The sequence below is a fragment of the Lactobacillus sp. UCMA15818 genome, from assembly GCF_030400225.1.
Lineage (GTDB): Bacteria > Bacillota > Bacilli > Lactobacillales > Lactobacillaceae > Liquorilactobacillus.
In genome coordinates this window covers 55,772-72,821 of the sequence record NZ_VJYB01000007.1, presented here as the reverse complement: position 1 = coordinate 72,821, position 17,050 = coordinate 55,772, and the positions used below count along the sequence as shown (strand labels likewise).

Below are 17,050 nucleotides of genomic sequence, written 5' to 3'. Positions count from 1 at the left end.
CAAGTTTTGTAAGGCACTTCACTTATGGCACACTCCCTTATCTTTTCTTTGAAATCTAGAAATAACCCTGTATAGATGGTTCCCCATTTTCAAGAAGAAGAATCTCATTAGCACATCTTAGTGACGATTGCTGTAGAACTTCGCGTGAACTTGCACCAATATGCGGAGTTAGAATGACATTTTCGAGTGCTTGGATTTCTGCAACAGAATGGAGTTGTCCAGAATCTAAAACATCCAATGCAGCACCTGCAATTTTGTGTGCAGTTAAAGCCGCATACAAGGAATCACTGTTAATTAGTGCTCCACGCGCGGTATTGATTAAAAAAGCATTTTGCTTCATTTGGTTAAAGAAATTATCATCAATGATTTGATTAGTCTCAGGTGTTGCAGGGACATGCAAACTGATAACATCAGAAGCTTTAGCGATTTTATCTAATTCAACTTGAGTTCCATAAGCGAGTTGTTTTGGGTGATGATTATAGACTAAGAGATTGATTCCAAAAGGTTGTAGTATAAGGCTTAATTTATGGGCAATTTTACCGTAACCAATTAAACCGATTGTTTTACCAGCCAATAATTCACCATCGTAGAATTTATTCTTACGATTGACAGGGATTTTTTTTAATAAATCAAGAATGAGTGTCAGTGTCAATTCTGCAACTGACATAGCATTAAGGCCAGGTGTATAGGTCAGCCTTATTTTATTTCTTTTAATGTAATCAAGTGGTAAGTTATCAACACCCACACCATGACGAGCAATTATTTTCAGATTTGGAAATAAATCAAGTTCGGAAGGAGTAATCTTGGTTGCACGAATTATCAATGCAGTTACTGTAGTAGGATCAAGCAATTTCATGCTTTCTTTAATTGTTTGCGGCTGAGATAAGCGAAATACAGCAAAACCTTTTTCTTTAAGTAAAATAACACCATCATCGGCGATTGGGTCAACAACATAAACTAATTGCATGTCAAACATCCTTCCTTCCTTCTTAATTCATTCAAGATAGCTATTAAAGGATTCATCATTTTTAATGAAATCGCTACTTCAATATAATAACACCTACTGTGAGTAGTATAATAATAAATTTTGATGTTTTTAAGATCACTTCTAGAGAAATTATTGAAAATTCAAAAAGTGTGATTAATAGTTCTATTTTTTTGAAGACGATACAAGACAAAAGTTTCCAGTGAACTAATGAGTTAAGTATTAAAGGCAGTTCAAAATAAGTGAACATCTTCCGGTTTTTATATAAATATGCTATTTTTTGTTGTATATTATAATAGTTGGGATTTTTTATTCACACAATAGCGGAGTATGGTACATCCTTAAAACCTCCGAAAAAAAACAAAGGGAGATAATATAAATGAATAAAACTACAAGTCCTTCAAGAAAAACTAGTGAGTTGGAGGGCGTAACACAACTAGGAAATCAGCACACATCATATCCTCAAGATTACACACCTCAAGTCCTTGAGACTTTTATAAATAAGCATCCAGAAAATGATTACCTTGTTACATTCGACGGTTATGAGTTCACAAGTCTTTGTCCAAAGACTGGGCAGCCAGATTTTGCCAATGTTTTCATCTCGTATATTCCTACTGAAAAAATGGTCGAAAGCAAGAGCCTTAAACTATACTTGTTTAGCTTTAGAAATCATGGCGACTTTCACGAAGATTGCATGAATATTATTTTGGATGATTTATACAAATTAATGAATCCAAAATATATTGAAGTCTTTGGCTTGTTTACTCCGCGTGGGGGCATTTCAATATATCCTTTCGTAAATCGTGTAAATCCAAGTTTTTCAAATAATGAGATTGAACAATTGGCCTTTCAGAGAAAGTTACAATTTTTAGGTAATATTCAAAATTATGGTCGTTCAATTAGATAGGAGTTATGCTATGGGGCAAGTTGTATTATTGTCAGGTGGGATGGACTCTGCTGTTTGTCTTGCACTGGCAATTAGAAAGTATGGTAAAAAAAATGTTACTGCATTAGCTTTTAGTTATGGACAAAAACATGCGATGGAGATTAAAAATGCACGTAATGTTGCAAATTATTTTGGTGTAAAAATTGTGGTCGCAAAGGTTGATGCACAAATCTTCCAAGGTTCTAACTCAACGCTTCTGCAAGGTAACGGACCAATCGAGCATAAAAGCTATAACGAAATTCTTAAAGAAAGTGGCGAGGGGACAGTTGACACATATGTTCCGTTTAGGAATGGGCTAATGTTATCACAGGCTGCTGCGTTAGCGTACAGTCAAGGGCTAGCCGAAGTTTCATACGGTGCTCATGCTGATGACGCAGCTGGAAGTGCATATCCAGATTGTTCACCTCTGTTTTTTGAATCAATGGCAGCAGCAATCTCGGCTGGTACTGCTGGGAAGGTTTTGTTAATTGCACCGTTAATTGAGAACAATAAGGCAGGCGTGGTTAAAATAGGAACAAGATTAGATGTCCCTTTTGAGTTAACGCGTTCTTGTTATGAGACAGGCAATGTATCTTGTGGTGAATGCGGAACATGTCGCGATCGTATTAGGGCATTTAAGGAAAATGGGTTGGAAGATCCAATTGAATATGCAACTAAGATTGAACGGAAAAACGATTAGTTGATTAGAAAAAAATAATGGATGGTTAGTTAAATGAGTGGAAATAAATTAAAAATTATAATTCTAAATGCAGTTTTAGCAGCAATTTATGTAGTTATTACTATGATATTTTACAGCTTTTCTTTTGGGGTTATTCAAGTGAGAATTGCTACAGCATTGTATCAATTAGTGGCTTTTAATAAAAAATATTATTGGGGAATGGTCATAGGTGTGGTTGTCGCTAATTTATTAATGAGTCCATTTGGGTTAATTGATATACTAGTTGGTTTGGGTGTTACAGGCTTGGGACTGGGGGTTGCAATTTTTATAAATAGAAGAATTAAAAACATCAATATTCGGTTACTGGTTGTGGGATTATGTGTGTCTTTTGGAATGATTTTCGTGGCAACCGAACTGTTTTATATTAGCAAGGCTCCTTTCCTAATCACATATGTATATTTGTTTTGTGGTCAATTAGTAGCTCAAATTATCGGGGCAATAATTTTTAAGATTATCAACAAAGCAATAAATTTGCATGAAATAATGAATTAAAAAAAATGTGGTAATCGTCAGTAAATTTTGAACAATTGAAATTAATCAAAGATTTTTGATGATTGACACGAATTTATCTAGAATCAATGAAGCGGAGTGTGCCATAAGTCGGGAAAATTTGAGTATTAACTCGGAATTACGAGCATCGTGAGTACTTTGCTATGAGTAATTCGAAGTTAGACGGAGAGTTTTGACTTATGAAGCATGTTTATACGGAATAAATAGAGGGGCTGAATCAAAAGATAACTTTTGACTTGGCCCCTCTCACTTAATTAAGATTTAATTAGTTATTTAATGTTTGAAAACGTGGATCTAACACATCAGTTCCCTGACGAGCCTCTAGGTCATCTAGAAGAGCGCGGACTTCATCGGTACTTTTAGCGCTCATTAGTTGTTCACGGAGCTGATGAGCGTTTCGTAAGCCGCGGACGTAAATCTTAAAGAAGCGACGTAGGGCAACAAACTTACGTGACTCGAAACGTGCATAGAAATCATCAAAGAGATCCAGTTGAGTGCGCAGCAGATTGAATGTTTCTGCAAGAGTATGCTGTTGCGGTGTAATTTCAAAACAAAATGGATTTGCAAAAATTCCTCTGCCAATCATGATTCCATCAACACCAGGATGCTGCTTTGCAAGTTCCAACCCCGCAACGGCGTTATTAATATCGCCGTTAATTTGAAGCAATGTTTGCGGTGCAATTTTATCACGCATCTTAATGATTTCATCAATGAGCTCGTAATGTGCCGGAACTTTGCTCATTTCTTGCCGGGTTCTGAAGTGAACAGTTAGGACCCGAACATCTTGTTTCAATAAAAATGGAATCCATTCTTCAAATTCTTGGATGTCGCTAAAACCTAATCTTGTTTTTACACTAATTGGTAGACCACTTGTCTTAGCGGAGGCAATAATCTCTTTTGCTTTGTCAAAGTGACGAATCAAGTCACTACCACCACCATTTTTGACAACTGTTCCATCTGGACAACCCATATTCAAATCAATTGCTTGATATCCGAGTTTTGTAACTTCTTGCACAGCCTTAGCAAAATCCTCACCCTTATCCCCCCATAATTGGGCAACAGGAATTTGTTTTTCTGATGGATCAATATACAAGCGTCCTTGAACAGAGAATTTCGCTTGGGGATGAGTTACTGATCTAGCATGAGTAAATTCTGTATAAAATACATCCGGTGGGCAGGCTTGAGTTACAACGCGACGAAAGACAGTATCTGTTACGGCTTCCATTGGTGCAAGACTTATGAATGGCCGTTTGTTTTCTTTTTTATCAGTAGCATTAGCAACGATGTTTTTCCAAAAATCGGTGTTTTCTGTTGGCACTAAAGACACCCCTCTACTTTAAATTTTACTAAAAAATTAAACTAATAGTTATATGATAATTGCCCACTAATTATGGGGATTATTAGACAATTTTGCAAGTTTTTTGATTAATTTGTTTCACTTGAAATTTATTTCTGAAGGGGCTGAGTCAAAAGTCAAGTTTTGATTCAGTTCCTCTATTTATTCCGTATAAACGTGTTTCATAAGTCAAAACTCTCCGTTTAACTTCGAATTACGCATAGCAAAGTACTCGCGATGTTCGTAATTTCGAGTTAGTACTCAAGTTTTTCCGACTTATGGCAGACTCTCTGAATCAAAAATTAAATTTTGAGCTAATTTTTCGGTACAAAGCAAAAAAGTTCTGATATTATCCGATTTCCATCAATTAATATCAGAACTAATATTGGATTGTTTCTTGATCCCGAATAAACGAGCTCCGTAAGTCGAAACTTTTCGTTTAACTTCAAATAATTCATAATCTTATATTTATGACATGCAAGTAAAAACCAATTATAGTTAGGCTTTTTGGATGCTTAACTTTTTCTGAATAAAGCCTAATATAAAATCTGAAATTATTGTCATTAAAGCGGTAGGAAGAGCACCAGCTAAGATTATTGCGCCACCATTTGTTGCATTCGTTCCGCGAATGATTATATCACCAAGGCCGCCTGCCCCAACGAAGGCACCAATGGCTGTAATTCCAATTGCGACAACTAAGGCATTTCTGATACCACCCATTATCACTGAAAGGGACAAGGGAAGTTCAATCATATACAAAATTTGAAATTTGGTCATCCCCATACCTCTGCCTGAATCTAAAATATTGGGGTCAACGTTTTTAATGCCTGCGTAAGTGTTTTTGATGATTGGCAGTAAGGAATAAAGGAATAATGTTGCTATAACAGTGTTGACTCCCAAGCCAAGGACTAGCATAATCATGGAAAGCATCGCTAATGAAGGGATTGTTTGAATAAGGTTAGCGAGCCCAATAACGAAGGAACTTAGGTACTTTTTTCGTGCAATAAAAATGCCTAAGGGGATTCCAATAAGAGCAGCAAGCAATACTCCATAGATGGATATTAAAAAATGGCTCGTGAATTGCTGTAGAACGTAAGTACCATTATGGTTTAAATAATACCAAAACTGATCCCAAGTATTTAAAGAACTCATTAGTTATCCGCTCCTTTAAAATAGTTGTTTTTTTCAAGAAATTTCTGAGCTACCACAGAAGGTTCTAGTAAATTGTTATCAACTTGATAATTTAGTGACTGCATTGTTTTGAGTGAGATTTTTCCATCGAGTCGATGCAAGAGAGGACTCAATTTAGGGTACTTTTTCAATATTGAATCATTTACCACCATAGAACAGTTGTATGGTGGAAAGAATTGCTTATTGTCTTCCAGTATTTTTAAGTTGTAGCTCTTAATTCTACCATCAGTTGAGTATCCTAAAACGGTTTGCATTTTACCAGCTTCAACTGAATCATATACTAGTCCAATTTGCATTGGATATACTCGCTTGAAATCAAAGCCATAATATTTAACAAAATCACTATAGCCATCACCTTGGCGGTTCACCCATGAGGAATCAACTCCAGCATTCATTTTAGAAGCGATTTTTTTTAGGTCAGAAATAGTATTCAAATTATTTTTTCTAGCGAAGCTTCTGGTAGTCATGAACGCATATGTGTCAGCGAATCCGTATGAAGGGAACCAGGTTTGGTGATAGCGCTTTTTAAATTGTTTTTTAACGATAGCCGTTGCTTTTTTGGGATCTTTTACACTTTTCATTTGAAGAACACCTGTGATGTCAGTCCCAGTGTAGCGTGTTGCTGAGATATCTGCATCATTGCGAATTAATGCTTGATGTGCAACTGTAGATGAACCTAAATTATTAAGTAAGGTTGTTTTATAGCCAAGTTCATGATTAATAAGTTCTGCAATTATATTTGCAACAATTTGAGATTCGGTTGAACTTTGTGAGGCAATTCTTATATTAGGTGTACTTTTCGCCGAACCTAGTAGACTACAAGAAGTCAACAGGCAAGAAGAAAAAGCTAGCAATATTGAAAGTACAATTTTATATTTTTTAGTCATAGTATCCCTCCGTTAAAGATTTGAAGAAGTTGGGGTAAGCTTTTTTTCCAATTTTCCTAATAGAAAATCAGTCAAGATAGCCATTATGGCAACAGGAATAGTTCCCCCAATAATCAAACTTGGTTGGAAGAGATTTAGGCCATTAAAGATAAAATCACCAAGTCCACCTCCGCCTATGTAAGATGCAAGTGTTGCCCAAGAAATTACATAAACAGCAGAAAGTCTGATTCCTGCCATGATTACGGGCATTGCAATTGGAATTTCTACTTGAATAATTGACTGGATATTGGTCATTCCCATCCCTCGGACACTATCTTTTAAAACTGGGTCGACACCTTCCATTCCGATATACGTATTACGCAGGATAGGTAATAAGGAATAAATAAAGAGTGCGATGATAGCTGGTAATTTTCCAATTCCAAAGAGAGGTATCATTAAGGCGAGAAGGGCCAGCGAAGGGACCGTTTGTAACATACCAGCAATAGCAATAACTATTTTTGCTGTTTTTGGTGTGCGTGTTAGGATAATGCCCAGTGGAACTGCAAAGAGGATTCCAAGAATTAATGCAAATGCGGATGTATAAAGTTGTTCCCATGCTTTAAGGAGAAGTTGTCCACCATATTCGTTTAGGAATGCAATCAAATTAATTACCTCCTTTTTCATAAATATCTTGGAAAACTGATGCTTCAGCATTATCTGCATTTCCCCAGATAATATCGTAAACCATATTCACGAGTGCTGAACGTGTAACTATTCCCTGCAGCTTGTTGTCTTTGTCAACAACAGGAGCATATTTAAGTCCTTGCTTCAAGATGCGGTCCGCACTATCGCGGATAAGAGTATCTGTGTTAATTTTAAAAATTTTAGTGTTTAGAATGTCTGAAACACTATTAGAACGATTATAGTGAGAAGCAAAAGAAGAAATATCAATGTAGCCTTTTAAATGGTTATCGTCATCAGTTACCAACAGTGTATCAACATGTTTTTCACGCATGATTTGAATAGCATTTCCTAAGGATTTGCCTGGAGTAATCGAAACGGGGTCTTTGAGCATTATTTGCTCTGCGGTAGTAATGTCTGCCCTAGCTTGAATTAATCGTTCTTCTCCGATTAGTTTGCGCACAAAATCGTTTACCGGATGATTTAATAATTCATTTGGTGAAGCGTCCTGAATGACTTTGCCTTCATCCATGACAACAATTTTTGTTGCAAGTTTTAGCGCCTCGTCCATGTCATGGGTGACAAAAATAATTGTTTTTCCAAGTTGTTGTTGTAGGTACATTACAAGTTCCTGTAAATTCTCACGAGTGATTGGATCAAGTGCTCCAAAGGGTTCATCCATCAGGATTAAATCTTGATTTGCTGCTAATGCACGAATAACGCCAACTCTTTGTTGCTGTCCGCCAGAAAGTTCGGAAGGATAACGTTTTAGATAACTTTCAGGTAATTCGACCAGCTTGATTAGTTCTTTAGCCTTGGCTTTTTTCTTGTTTTCGGGCCATTTTAAAAGCTTTGGTACAATTGTAATGTTTTGATAAATATTCATGTGAGGAATGAGTCCGATACTTTGAATAACATAGCCAATTTTTTTTCTAAGATTGACAGCATCGAGTTTTTTAATATTTTGTCCATTGAAAATAATTTCTCCACTTGAAGGCTCTAACATCCGATTAATAGTTCTCATTATGGTTGTCTTCCCAGAACCCGAAGTACCGATGAAACACACAAATTCTCCCTTGTTGATGGAAATATTGACATGTTCAACCGCAACGTTGTCCCCACGATAAACTTTGCTAACATCTTTAAATATTAAGATTGGTTCATCTTTTGTCATGTATTATTTCCCCCTGCTTGAAGTCAAGATATAAACTCTCTATCGTAACCATAGCACACCTAATTTATATAACCTAAGGAAAAGTGATTAAGTGAGCGAATGAACGCTAATTTAACAGCAATCTAAAGCAGAAGTGTTTTTGACATGTAATGAGGATAGAAATGTAGCGATGAGTTTGAGAAAAAGGCCATGATGAGTGATATAATGAATCTTGGCTAGTAGTGGGCGACTATGGAATGTTTATACGTAATTAATAAGGGGCTGGGTCAAAAATTAGATTTTTGACTCAACCTCTTTCAATACAATTTTTTGAAGGGGATGTAATAAAAAAATGGGGATTTTTCTAAAATTGTCATGGTTTTTTAAAGAACAAAAGAAATCTTATTTATTAGGGGTTTTCTATCTAGTGCTTGTTGCCATACTCAATATTATTCCACCAAAAATAATTGGTAGTCTAATAGATGGCATTCAGCAACATCGGTTAACAGCGCAAAAACTGATTTTTTTCTTGACGGTTTTAACACTGGTCGGAGTTGGGCAGTACTTATTCAGGTATTTTTGGCGAAGCTATATTTGGGGAAGTTCTGCTTTACTCGAAAAAACGATGCGTACAAGATTGGTTACTCATTTTGCAGCAATGGACGAGACATTCTATCAAAAATATAGAATTGGTGACTTGATGGCTCATGCAACGAATGATATTACCGCTGTTCAGCAAGTTGCAGGTGTAGGAATTTTAACATTTGCAGACTCAATAATTACAGGCATTTCAACAATTGTGGCAATGATGTTTTTTGTTAACTGGCGCTTAACGCTAATAGCAATTATCCCGTTGCCATTGCTGGCGATGCTGTCACGAGTTCTGGGCAACATAATTCACAGTGCATATGATAAGGCACAGTCAGAGTTTTCAAGTATTAATAATAAAACCCAGGAAAGTATCCTAGGAATAAAAGTCATCAAGGCGCTTGGACAAGAACGGGAAGATACTAAAGACTTTGATGTGCATGTGAAAGAAGTAATCAGGGCTAATCGTCGAGCCAATTTTTTGGATTCACTCTTTGATCCAATGACAAGTTTAATAATCGGATTGGCTTATGTGGCAACCATAATACTTGGTGGACATTTTGTAATTAATAATACGATTACGATTGGACAGTTGGTCTCCTTTATTTCTTATATTGGAATCTTGATATGGCCAATGTTCGCAATTGGTCGACTGTTTAATATCATTGAGTTGGGTAGTGCAAGCTATAACAGAATTCAATTACTGCTTGCTGAGAGAAGCAAGATTACAGAAGCCTTTAATCCTGTCACAAAAGCACCTCATGGAAATGTGAATTATGAGATTACGGAGTTTAAGTATCCCGATTCTAATGAAATGGGATTAAAGCAGATTAGATTTAAAATAAAAAGTGGACAGATTCTTGGAATTGTGGGGAAGACTGGGGCCGGAAAATCGACTATCTTGAAACTTTTTTTGCGACAATTTGATAGTTATGATGGAAGTATCAAGGTCGGTGATATTGATATTAGGGACTATAAGTTAGATACTTATTTACCCTCTATTGGGTATGTCCCGCAAAACAGTATTCTTTTTTCTACGACTGTTTTGGAGAATATCAGGTTTGCTAAACCGGATGCGAGTATTGCAGAAGTTGAAAAAGCAGCATTTATTGCTGATTTACACGATGATATTTTGAAGTTACCGGATGGATATCAAACACAAGTTGGAGAACAGGGAATTTCTCTTTCGGGTGGGCAAAAACAACGACTCGCAATTGCCAGAGCCCTAATACTGAATCCAGAAATACTGATTTTGGATGATTCATTGTCAGCAGTTGATGCTAAGACGGAGAATCATATTCTTAAGCGGGTGAAGGAATTGCGTGCAGATAAGACAACGATAATAGTGGCAAGTCGTTTGAGTAGCGTAGTGAGTGCACAAGAAATAATAGTAATTAAAGATGGCAGAATTGATCAACGAGGGACACACACAAGCTTAATTAGTGAACAGGGCTGGTACGAACAGACCTATAAGATGCAGCAGTTAGAACAGCAAATGGAAGGGGGAGATAGCTAGTGGAAAGAAAATCAGCATGGGCAAAGACTATGAGTTTGAAGGAACAATTTATAGTTTTAAAACGATTGCTACCATTTGCGGTAGAATTTAAGTGGCAGTTTGTTACCGCAATAATTTTTGCGGCTTTTTTGAGTGTGATCAATATATTGCTGCCAAAGCTACTGCAATTCTACATGGATCATTTTCTTACTAGTAAGAATGCAACTTTGAATATAATGTTCTTTTTTGCGGGACTCTATTTTTTAGGGACGATTATTAAGGCATTCACACAGTTTTTTCAGAACTTCTGTTATTCGATGGGTTCAGAACGTACACTTGAATTGATTAGAGTTAAATTATTTGCAAAGCTGCATCGTTTGGGGATGCATTACTTTGATCAAGTACCTGCAGGTTCGATAGTTTCGAGAGTTACTAATGATACCAAAACATTATTTGATTTTTGGATGCTCTTTTTAACTCTAATTGTGACTCTTTTTTCAAGTGCTTCGGCTTTCGTAGCTATGTACTTTACAAATATGAAGTTGGCGTTAATAATCTTGTTGTTTTTGCCAATTGTGATCGTAGTAATTATATATTATCAATTATATAGTTCAAAAATATATCGTCAGATGAGAGAGTATCTAAGTGAAATTAATGCGAAACTAAGTGAGAATTTGTTGGGAATGAGTATCATTCAGCAATTTAGACAGGAAAAAAGAATTTTAAACGAGTTTGAGAAAACAAACGAAGACTATCTTAAGATGAGATTAGCAATGATCAAGGTAAATTCATTACTACTTAATCCGGTTATAACTTTATTGTTTATTTTTTCTGAAGTGATTACATTAGGAGCCTTTGGAATAAATGGGACGACGAATTTCGTGCAGGCGGGTGTAATATATGCTTTCTTGTCATATTTACAAAGCTTTTTTAATCCAATGTCTGATGTAATGAATTCATTAACCGTCTTTCAAGATGGAATGGTAGCAGGAAGCCGTATTTTGCGAATTATGGATGATCAGACATTAGCACCAATTCAAAATGAGAACTCCGATAGTCAGATTACTGACGGCAAGATTGAGTTTAAAGATGTTACTTTTGCTTATGAATCTGGTAAAAATGTTTTGAAAGACATCAGTTTTAAGGTCGACCCCGGACAAACAATTGCACTAGTTGGACATACTGGTAGCGGCAAGAGTTCAACGATTAATATTTTAATGAGGTTCTATGAGTTTGCTAAGGGAAAAGTTGAGATTGACGGGACCGATATCAGGGAATTCAGCACGAAGGAATTACGACGGAAGATTGGGTTGGTATTACAAGATTCATTTCTATTTTATGGCGATATTGCATCAAATGTCAGAATGTTTGACCAAAATGTTTCTGATGAACAGATTAAGCAGGCAGCGGAGTTTGTCCACGCCGACCATTTTATAGAAAAACTACCAAAAAAATATCATACAAAGGTAATAGAGCGCGGAGCAACATATTCGGCTGGTGAGAAACAGTTATTGTCTTTTGCGAGAACAATTGTTAGAAATCCAAAGATTTTGATATTGGATGAAGCAACTGCCAATATCGATACACAAACAGAATTATTGATTCAAGAAGGTCTTAAGCAGATGAGGGCTGGTAGAACAACAATCGTTATTGCCCATAGATTATCAACAATTCGTGATGCCGACCAGATCTTGGTTCTGGATGATGGAAGAATTACTGAAAGTGGAACGCATGATGAACTTCTGGCAAGGCATGGTAAATATTATGAGATGTATCAGCTGCAAACGACACAAAACGTATTAAATAACTAATTTTTATAATTAGAAACAAAAAAAGTAACAAATTATAAAAATTTTATGTGTTAACATAAGTTGGTATCATACTAATATGAGCTTAAAATTGCAAACATAACGAAATTTTTGTTATGAATAATGGAAAGTTAGTTTGATAGTTTTGGTTTTGGAAAACACAGGTATAGCTAATTAAAAGGCTAGGTCGAAAATGAACTTTTGACCTGGTCTTTTTGATTTAAAAAAATAAGCTTACTATTGCAAAGCAATTTAAAAAGTGTTAAAGTAGATGATGTGATAAAAAAGGTAACAATTACGAAAGAAAAATATTTACTTGGAGGAAACTATTATGACAAAAATGACAGCAGGACAAGCTTTAGCAAAAGTATTGGTTGATTGGGATGTTGACCACATTTATGGTATTACTGCGGATTCAATCAATAATACAGTTGATGGTTTTTATAAAGAAAAAGCAAAATTAAACTATATTCAAGTTAGACATGAGGAAACAGGAGCACTTGCAGCTGCAGCTGATGCTAAGCTAACTGGAAAAGTAGGTGTTAGCTTTGGCTCTGCTGGACCTGGCGCGGTCCATTTGTTGAATGGATTGTATGATGCAAAGATGGATCATGTACCTGTTTTAGCAATTGTTGGACAATCTGCAACAGGAGTTATGAATACAAACTTCTTTCAAGAAATGAACCAGGATCCAATCTTTGTGGACGTTGCAGCATTTCATAAGCAAGTTGTTAGTGCAGATCAGATACCTTATGTGGTTGATGAAGCGATTCGTTCTGCATATGCAACAAAATCTGTTTCTGTTGTGATTGTTCCAGATGATTTATCAGGACAAGAAATTGAATTTAATGGTTTTAAGACGAAACCACTAAAGGCAATCACAACCCAAGTTGTCCCAAAGCAAGAAGATATTGAGACTGTCTTGAGTGCTTTAAAGGAGGCAAAAAATCCAATTTTGTGGGTTGGCAAAGGTGCTTATGGTGCACGTAAAGAAGTTGTAGCAGTTTCAGAAAAATTTGGATTACCAGTCTTATCAACAGCACCAGCAACGGGCGTGATGCCAACAAGTCACAAAAATTTTATGGGTTCATGGGGGCGTTTAGGTACAAAACCAGCCTTTGAAGCAGGATTAACGAGTGATTTAGTGCTTTTTGTTGGAACTAATTTTCCATTTGCAAGATACTTACCAGAGACTGCTAAGTTCATTCAGGTAAATAATAATCTTGCCGATTTAGGTAAGCAAAGAGATGCGGAGATTACGGTCTTATCAGATGCTAAACTATTTTTAGAAGAATTATTGAAAGCTGATTTTTCGGTTGAAAAACGTGCATTTCTTAAGGCGTTACAAATTAATAAACAAAATTGGGATAACTGGTTAGATGAGCTTGCTTCCGATGACAAAAGGGGCTTGAGTGCAGAAGGTGTCATGCGCGCGATTAAAGAGAGTTCGAGTGATAATGCGGTCTTTGGTCTTGATGTTGGCAACAACACAGAATGGGCAATTCGTCAATTACCATTTGACAAGCAGCAAAAGTTCTCGATGTCGGCATGGTATGGCACAATGGGTTTTGGATTGCCAGCAGGTCTTGCTGGTAAGCTCAGCTATCCGGAGCGTGAGGTTTGGACGATTTCAGGAGATGGTGGATACGCAATGGTAATGCCAGATTTATTGACAGAAGTTAAATATAACTTACCAGTTATCAATGTAGTACTTGAGAATAAGGCGTTTGGATTTATTCAGCATGAAAAGCTGATGGCACAGCAAGCACTTTATGGAATTGATTTATTGGGTGCAGATTGGGCACACATGGCAAAGGATATGGGTGCAATTGGATTTACGGTATCCAGCCTTGCAGAGTTAAACGATACTATGAAAAAAATTAGTGAGTTACAGGTGAGTGGCAATAAAAAACCAATTGTAATTGATGCAAAAATCAAGAATGTGGATCCAATTGATACGAGCTTCGTAACGGTGGATGAAAATATTTTTGGCAAAGATATGGTTGAAACATATAGAAAGCAATATGATATTAGTGAGGAAGCTCAGCCAGCGCTTTCAAGTATTTTAGAACAAATCGAAAACTAATTATTGAAAAGAGTGATGACGATGTTAATTATTAAATATTTTAATCAAGGGATTAAAGAAGAAATCAAGTATAATTCAGCTGACCAATTTGTTGCTCGTCAACAGCTTGAAGTTCCTGATTTACAGGATTACTATCAAATTATTGAAGTGTTACTTGATGGGAAACCAATAGAAGATTTTAAGGGGACAACGATTATTGACTTATTTAATTACTATAATGTCCTTGACTGACTGTAAGCTAAAATAATTACAGACAATCCGCTTTAAGATTTGTATTTTACTAACTAAATAAAAATAATTTATACAGAATTATCAGATAAAACTGGGTCAAAAATTAAATTTTGATTCAGTTTTTTTGTTTTTGAGACTGGATCAATGAGTTGTCTTCCATGAATTAGCATTTCTCGGCTAGCTTTGAAATTCATAGCAAAGTGCATGCTGTGTTTTTAATTTCAAGTTAGTACTAAAAGTCTACTGTCTTATGTTGAACAGAGTTAATAATTGGTAGTTGTAATTAATTTAATTTGTTACTATGATATGATAAGTAATATCAAGCTTTATAGAAAGGAAGGTATCACTTATGAAACCAATTATTGGAATACCTAGTGACCAATTAATTGAGGCAAATCCAAGAATGCCTGGAGATTATTTGGTATATGCTCCACATGATATAAAAGAAGCTGTTTATGCGGCAGGTGGGATTCCAATTATTCTGCCATTCCCTGAAAAGTTCACGGATGTTGAAGATTCAATTCAAGGTATAATTGCAACGATTGATGGATTAATACTTCCAGGTGGACCAGATGTTGACCCATTATTTTATGGTGAAGAACCTATCCCAGAGATTGGTATGACTCTTGGGATTAAGGATAAATTTGAAATTGCGTTAATAAAAGAAACGCTAAAAGTTGGGAAACCAATATTGGGAATTTGTCGTGGGATTCAAATCTTGAATGTTGCTCTAGGTGGAACACTATATCAGGACTTAGAAGCACAAAATCCAAATGTGAAAATCCAACATGCGCAAGCAACTTTGGGTCATTTCAAAACTCATCATGTCAAGATAGAAGAAAAGACACACTTGAATGATTTATTGGGAGAGAATTCTGTGGTGAATTCGAGACATCATCAAGCAGTCAAACAAGTTGCAGAGGGACTAACAGTAGCTGCAATATCTCCCGACGGAATTGTTGAGGCGGTTGAATCTGAGAACAATCATCAAATTCTTGCTGTTCAATGGCATCCAGAAAATTTATGGCAAAATGACGAAGTACAGTTCAAGTTGTTCACAGATTTTGTAGCGCGTGCAGCCAAAGAAAAATAGAGGCAAAAATATGCTAGGAGAAAATACAAAAAACATAATTGATCACTTGGATGAACAAGGGATTGAGCTTCTGGAATTTATTTATGTAGACTATACTGGAATTCCTCGCGGAAAGACGATCTTCCTTTCTGAAATAGGAAACCATTTGAGTTCCGGTACGGGGATTACAAAGGCAATGCCAGCTTCAACGATGCGTGATGAGATTGTTTCTATTGAAGGTATGAATGCAGTCGGAGAATACCGGCTCGTTCCAGATTTAAGATCATTACAGATATTACCCTATGCACCAACTGTTGCGACAATGATGTGCGATTATCGGGATCAAGATGGTTGTAAGATGGAATTTGATCCGCGTGTTTCCCTCCAAGCTGTTGTGGCTGAATATAAAAAGCTTGGTTTTGAGATAAAAATGACCTATGAGAATGAATTTACCTTGTATCAAAAAACAGATAATTCATTGGAACCTTATAATCCCAAAATCTGCTTTGCGGCTGAAGCAATGGATAATACATATCATTTTCTTCCAAAACTTATTAAAAACTTGCGCAAAGTTGGAATAGATCCAGTTGAATACTATCCAGAAGCAGGTGCAGGACAGCATGAGTTGCCAATTGCACCAACAGATCCACTGACAGCGGGTGATAATGAGATTAGATTGAAGAGAGTCATAAAAAAATTTTTCGCAGATAATGAATTATATGCAACATTTGCTCCCAAGCCGAATTTGAAATCTGCTTCTAACGGTGCCCATATCCACATGTCGTTATGGAAGGATGGCACGAATGTTCTGTATAACCGGGATGACCAATTGGAATTAAGTCAAATTGGTTATTACTTTGTTGGTGGACTGTTGCAGCATATCGATGCGCTGCTCGCGCTTACTTGTCCAACAGTCAACTCCTATCAAAGACTGCAACCAGGTCACTGGAGTTCTGCTTATGCAACGTTTGGCAAGGATAACCGAGAGGTGGCAATTAGAATTCCTTCAACTTTTAGAGGAGACAGAACAAATTCAATGAATATTGAATTAAAGGCAAGTGATGCAACTGCTAACCCTTATCTGGCCCTAGCTGGAATTCTTAGTGCTGGCTTAGAGGGGCTTAAGAATAAAAAAGCACCTTTGACACCGGTTGATGTTGCACCAGAAACGCTGACTGAAGATATGAGGAGAGAAAAGAAAATTAATCGCTTGCCACAGTCTTTGGGTGATGCCCTTGCTGCCTTAAAAAAAGACTCCGTAATGATCAAAACTTTCTCAAAGCTTGGGATTGAAACTTACATTAAAGTTAAACAAGCTGATATTGCTTATTTCGAAAATAAAACTGCTGAAGAAATAGCAGCAGAACATCGCGACATATACTAG

The 17,050-nt window shown here is 36.3% G+C and carries 14 protein-coding genes and 1 pseudogene; 9 read left to right on the top strand and 6 right to left on the bottom strand.

Features of this window, described 5'->3' with window-relative positions; all coding sequences use genetic code 11:
* Positions 1 to 55: 55 nt before the first annotated feature.
* A complete protein-coding gene (locus FFX44_RS09165; protein ID WP_289980251.1) occupies positions 56 to 976 on the bottom strand; it encodes an NAD(P)-dependent oxidoreductase in 921 nt (306 codons plus the stop codon).
* A 388-nt stretch (positions 977 to 1,364) separates the two neighbouring features.
* On the opposite strand from FFX44_RS09165, the pseudogene queF reads away from it, so the two are divergent.
* From queF to FFX44_RS09150, 3 genes and pseudogenes are all read left to right on the top strand, one after another.
* Positions 1,365 to 1,787: pseudogene (gene queF, locus FFX44_RS09160) on the top strand (preQ(1) synthase); the annotation flags it as partial.
* 115 nt (positions 1,788 to 1,902) lie between these two features.
* Positions 1,903 to 2,610, top strand: a complete 708-nt coding sequence (gene queC / locus FFX44_RS09155; protein WP_289980247.1) for a 7-cyano-7-deazaguanine synthase QueC — start codon at positions 1,903 to 1,905, stop codon at positions 2,608 to 2,610.
* A gap of 33 nt (positions 2,611 to 2,643) precedes the next feature.
* Complete coding sequence (locus tag FFX44_RS09150) at positions 2,644 to 3,141, top strand: QueT transporter family protein (protein WP_289980244.1); 498 nt, start codon at positions 2,644 to 2,646, stop codon at positions 3,139 to 3,141.
* A 283-nt stretch (positions 3,142 to 3,424) separates the two neighbouring features.
* On the opposite strand, the gene FFX44_RS09145 is transcribed toward FFX44_RS09150, so the two are convergent.
* The 5 genes from FFX44_RS09145 to FFX44_RS09125 form a co-directional block, all read right to left on the bottom strand.
* Positions 3,425 to 4,444 (bottom strand): tRNA-dihydrouridine synthase, encoded by a 1,020-nt coding sequence (locus FFX44_RS09145; RefSeq protein ID WP_289980301.1) that lies wholly within the window; start codon positions 4,442 to 4,444, stop codon positions 3,425 to 3,427.
* A gap of 549 nt (positions 4,445 to 4,993) precedes the next feature.
* Positions 4,994 to 5,647 carry an ABC transporter permease gene (locus FFX44_RS09140; RefSeq protein ID WP_289980243.1) on the bottom strand — a complete coding sequence of 218 codons (654 nt, stop codon included), beginning with the start codon at positions 5,645 to 5,647 and terminating at the stop codon, positions 4,994 to 4,996.
* Positions 5,647 to 6,573 carry an osmoprotectant ABC transporter substrate-binding protein gene (locus FFX44_RS09135; RefSeq protein WP_289980238.1) on the bottom strand — a complete coding sequence of 309 codons (927 nt, stop codon included), beginning with the start codon at positions 6,571 to 6,573 and terminating at the stop codon, positions 5,647 to 5,649. Before FFX44_RS09135 ends, FFX44_RS09140 begins: the two co-directional genes overlap by 1 nt.
* A gap of 12 nt (positions 6,574 to 6,585) precedes the next feature.
* Positions 6,586 to 7,215: an ABC transporter permease gene (locus FFX44_RS09130; protein WP_289980237.1), complete on the bottom strand. Its 630-nt coding sequence runs from the start codon at positions 7,213 to 7,215 to the stop codon at positions 6,586 to 6,588.
* A 1-nt stretch (position 7,216) separates the two neighbouring features.
* Complete coding sequence (locus FFX44_RS09125) at positions 7,217 to 8,407, bottom strand: betaine/proline/choline family ABC transporter ATP-binding protein (protein WP_289980236.1); 1,191 nt, start codon at positions 8,405 to 8,407, stop codon at positions 7,217 to 7,219.
* A 331-nt stretch (positions 8,408 to 8,738) separates the two neighbouring features.
* On the opposite strand from FFX44_RS09125, the gene FFX44_RS09120 reads away from it, so the two are divergent.
* The 6 genes from FFX44_RS09120 (at position 8,739) to FFX44_RS09095 (ending at position 17,050) form a co-directional block, all read left to right on the top strand.
* Positions 8,739 to 10,490 carry an ABC transporter transmembrane domain-containing protein gene (locus FFX44_RS09120; protein ID WP_289980234.1) on the top strand — a complete coding sequence of 584 codons (1,752 nt, stop codon included), beginning with the start codon at positions 8,739 to 8,741 and terminating at the stop codon, positions 10,488 to 10,490.
* Entirely contained in the window at positions 10,490 to 12,280 is a 1,791-nt protein-coding gene (locus FFX44_RS09115) for an ABC transporter ATP-binding protein (RefSeq protein WP_289980229.1), read from the top strand. The genes FFX44_RS09120 and FFX44_RS09115 overlap by 1 nt, the downstream gene beginning before the upstream one ends.
* A gap of 328 nt (positions 12,281 to 12,608) precedes the next feature.
* Positions 12,609 to 14,363, top strand: a complete 1,755-nt coding sequence (locus FFX44_RS09110) for a thiamine pyrophosphate-binding protein (RefSeq protein ID WP_289980227.1) — start codon at positions 12,609 to 12,611, stop codon at positions 14,361 to 14,363.
* 21 nt (positions 14,364 to 14,384) lie between these two features.
* Positions 14,385 to 14,594 carry a hypothetical protein gene (locus FFX44_RS09105; RefSeq protein WP_289980225.1) on the top strand — a complete coding sequence of 70 codons (210 nt, stop codon included), beginning with the start codon at positions 14,385 to 14,387 and terminating at the stop codon, positions 14,592 to 14,594.
* Positions 14,595 to 14,943: 349 nt separating this feature from the next.
* Positions 14,944 to 15,687 (top strand): gamma-glutamyl-gamma-aminobutyrate hydrolase family protein, encoded by a 744-nt coding sequence (locus FFX44_RS09100; RefSeq protein ID WP_289980221.1) that lies wholly within the window; start codon positions 14,944 to 14,946, stop codon positions 15,685 to 15,687.
* A 10-nt stretch (positions 15,688 to 15,697) separates the two neighbouring features.
* The gene (locus tag FFX44_RS09095) at positions 15,698 to 17,050 is read left to right on the top strand and encodes a glutamine synthetase family protein (protein WP_289980219.1); all 1,353 of its coding nucleotides are present in this window, start codon (positions 15,698 to 15,700) and stop codon (positions 17,048 to 17,050) included.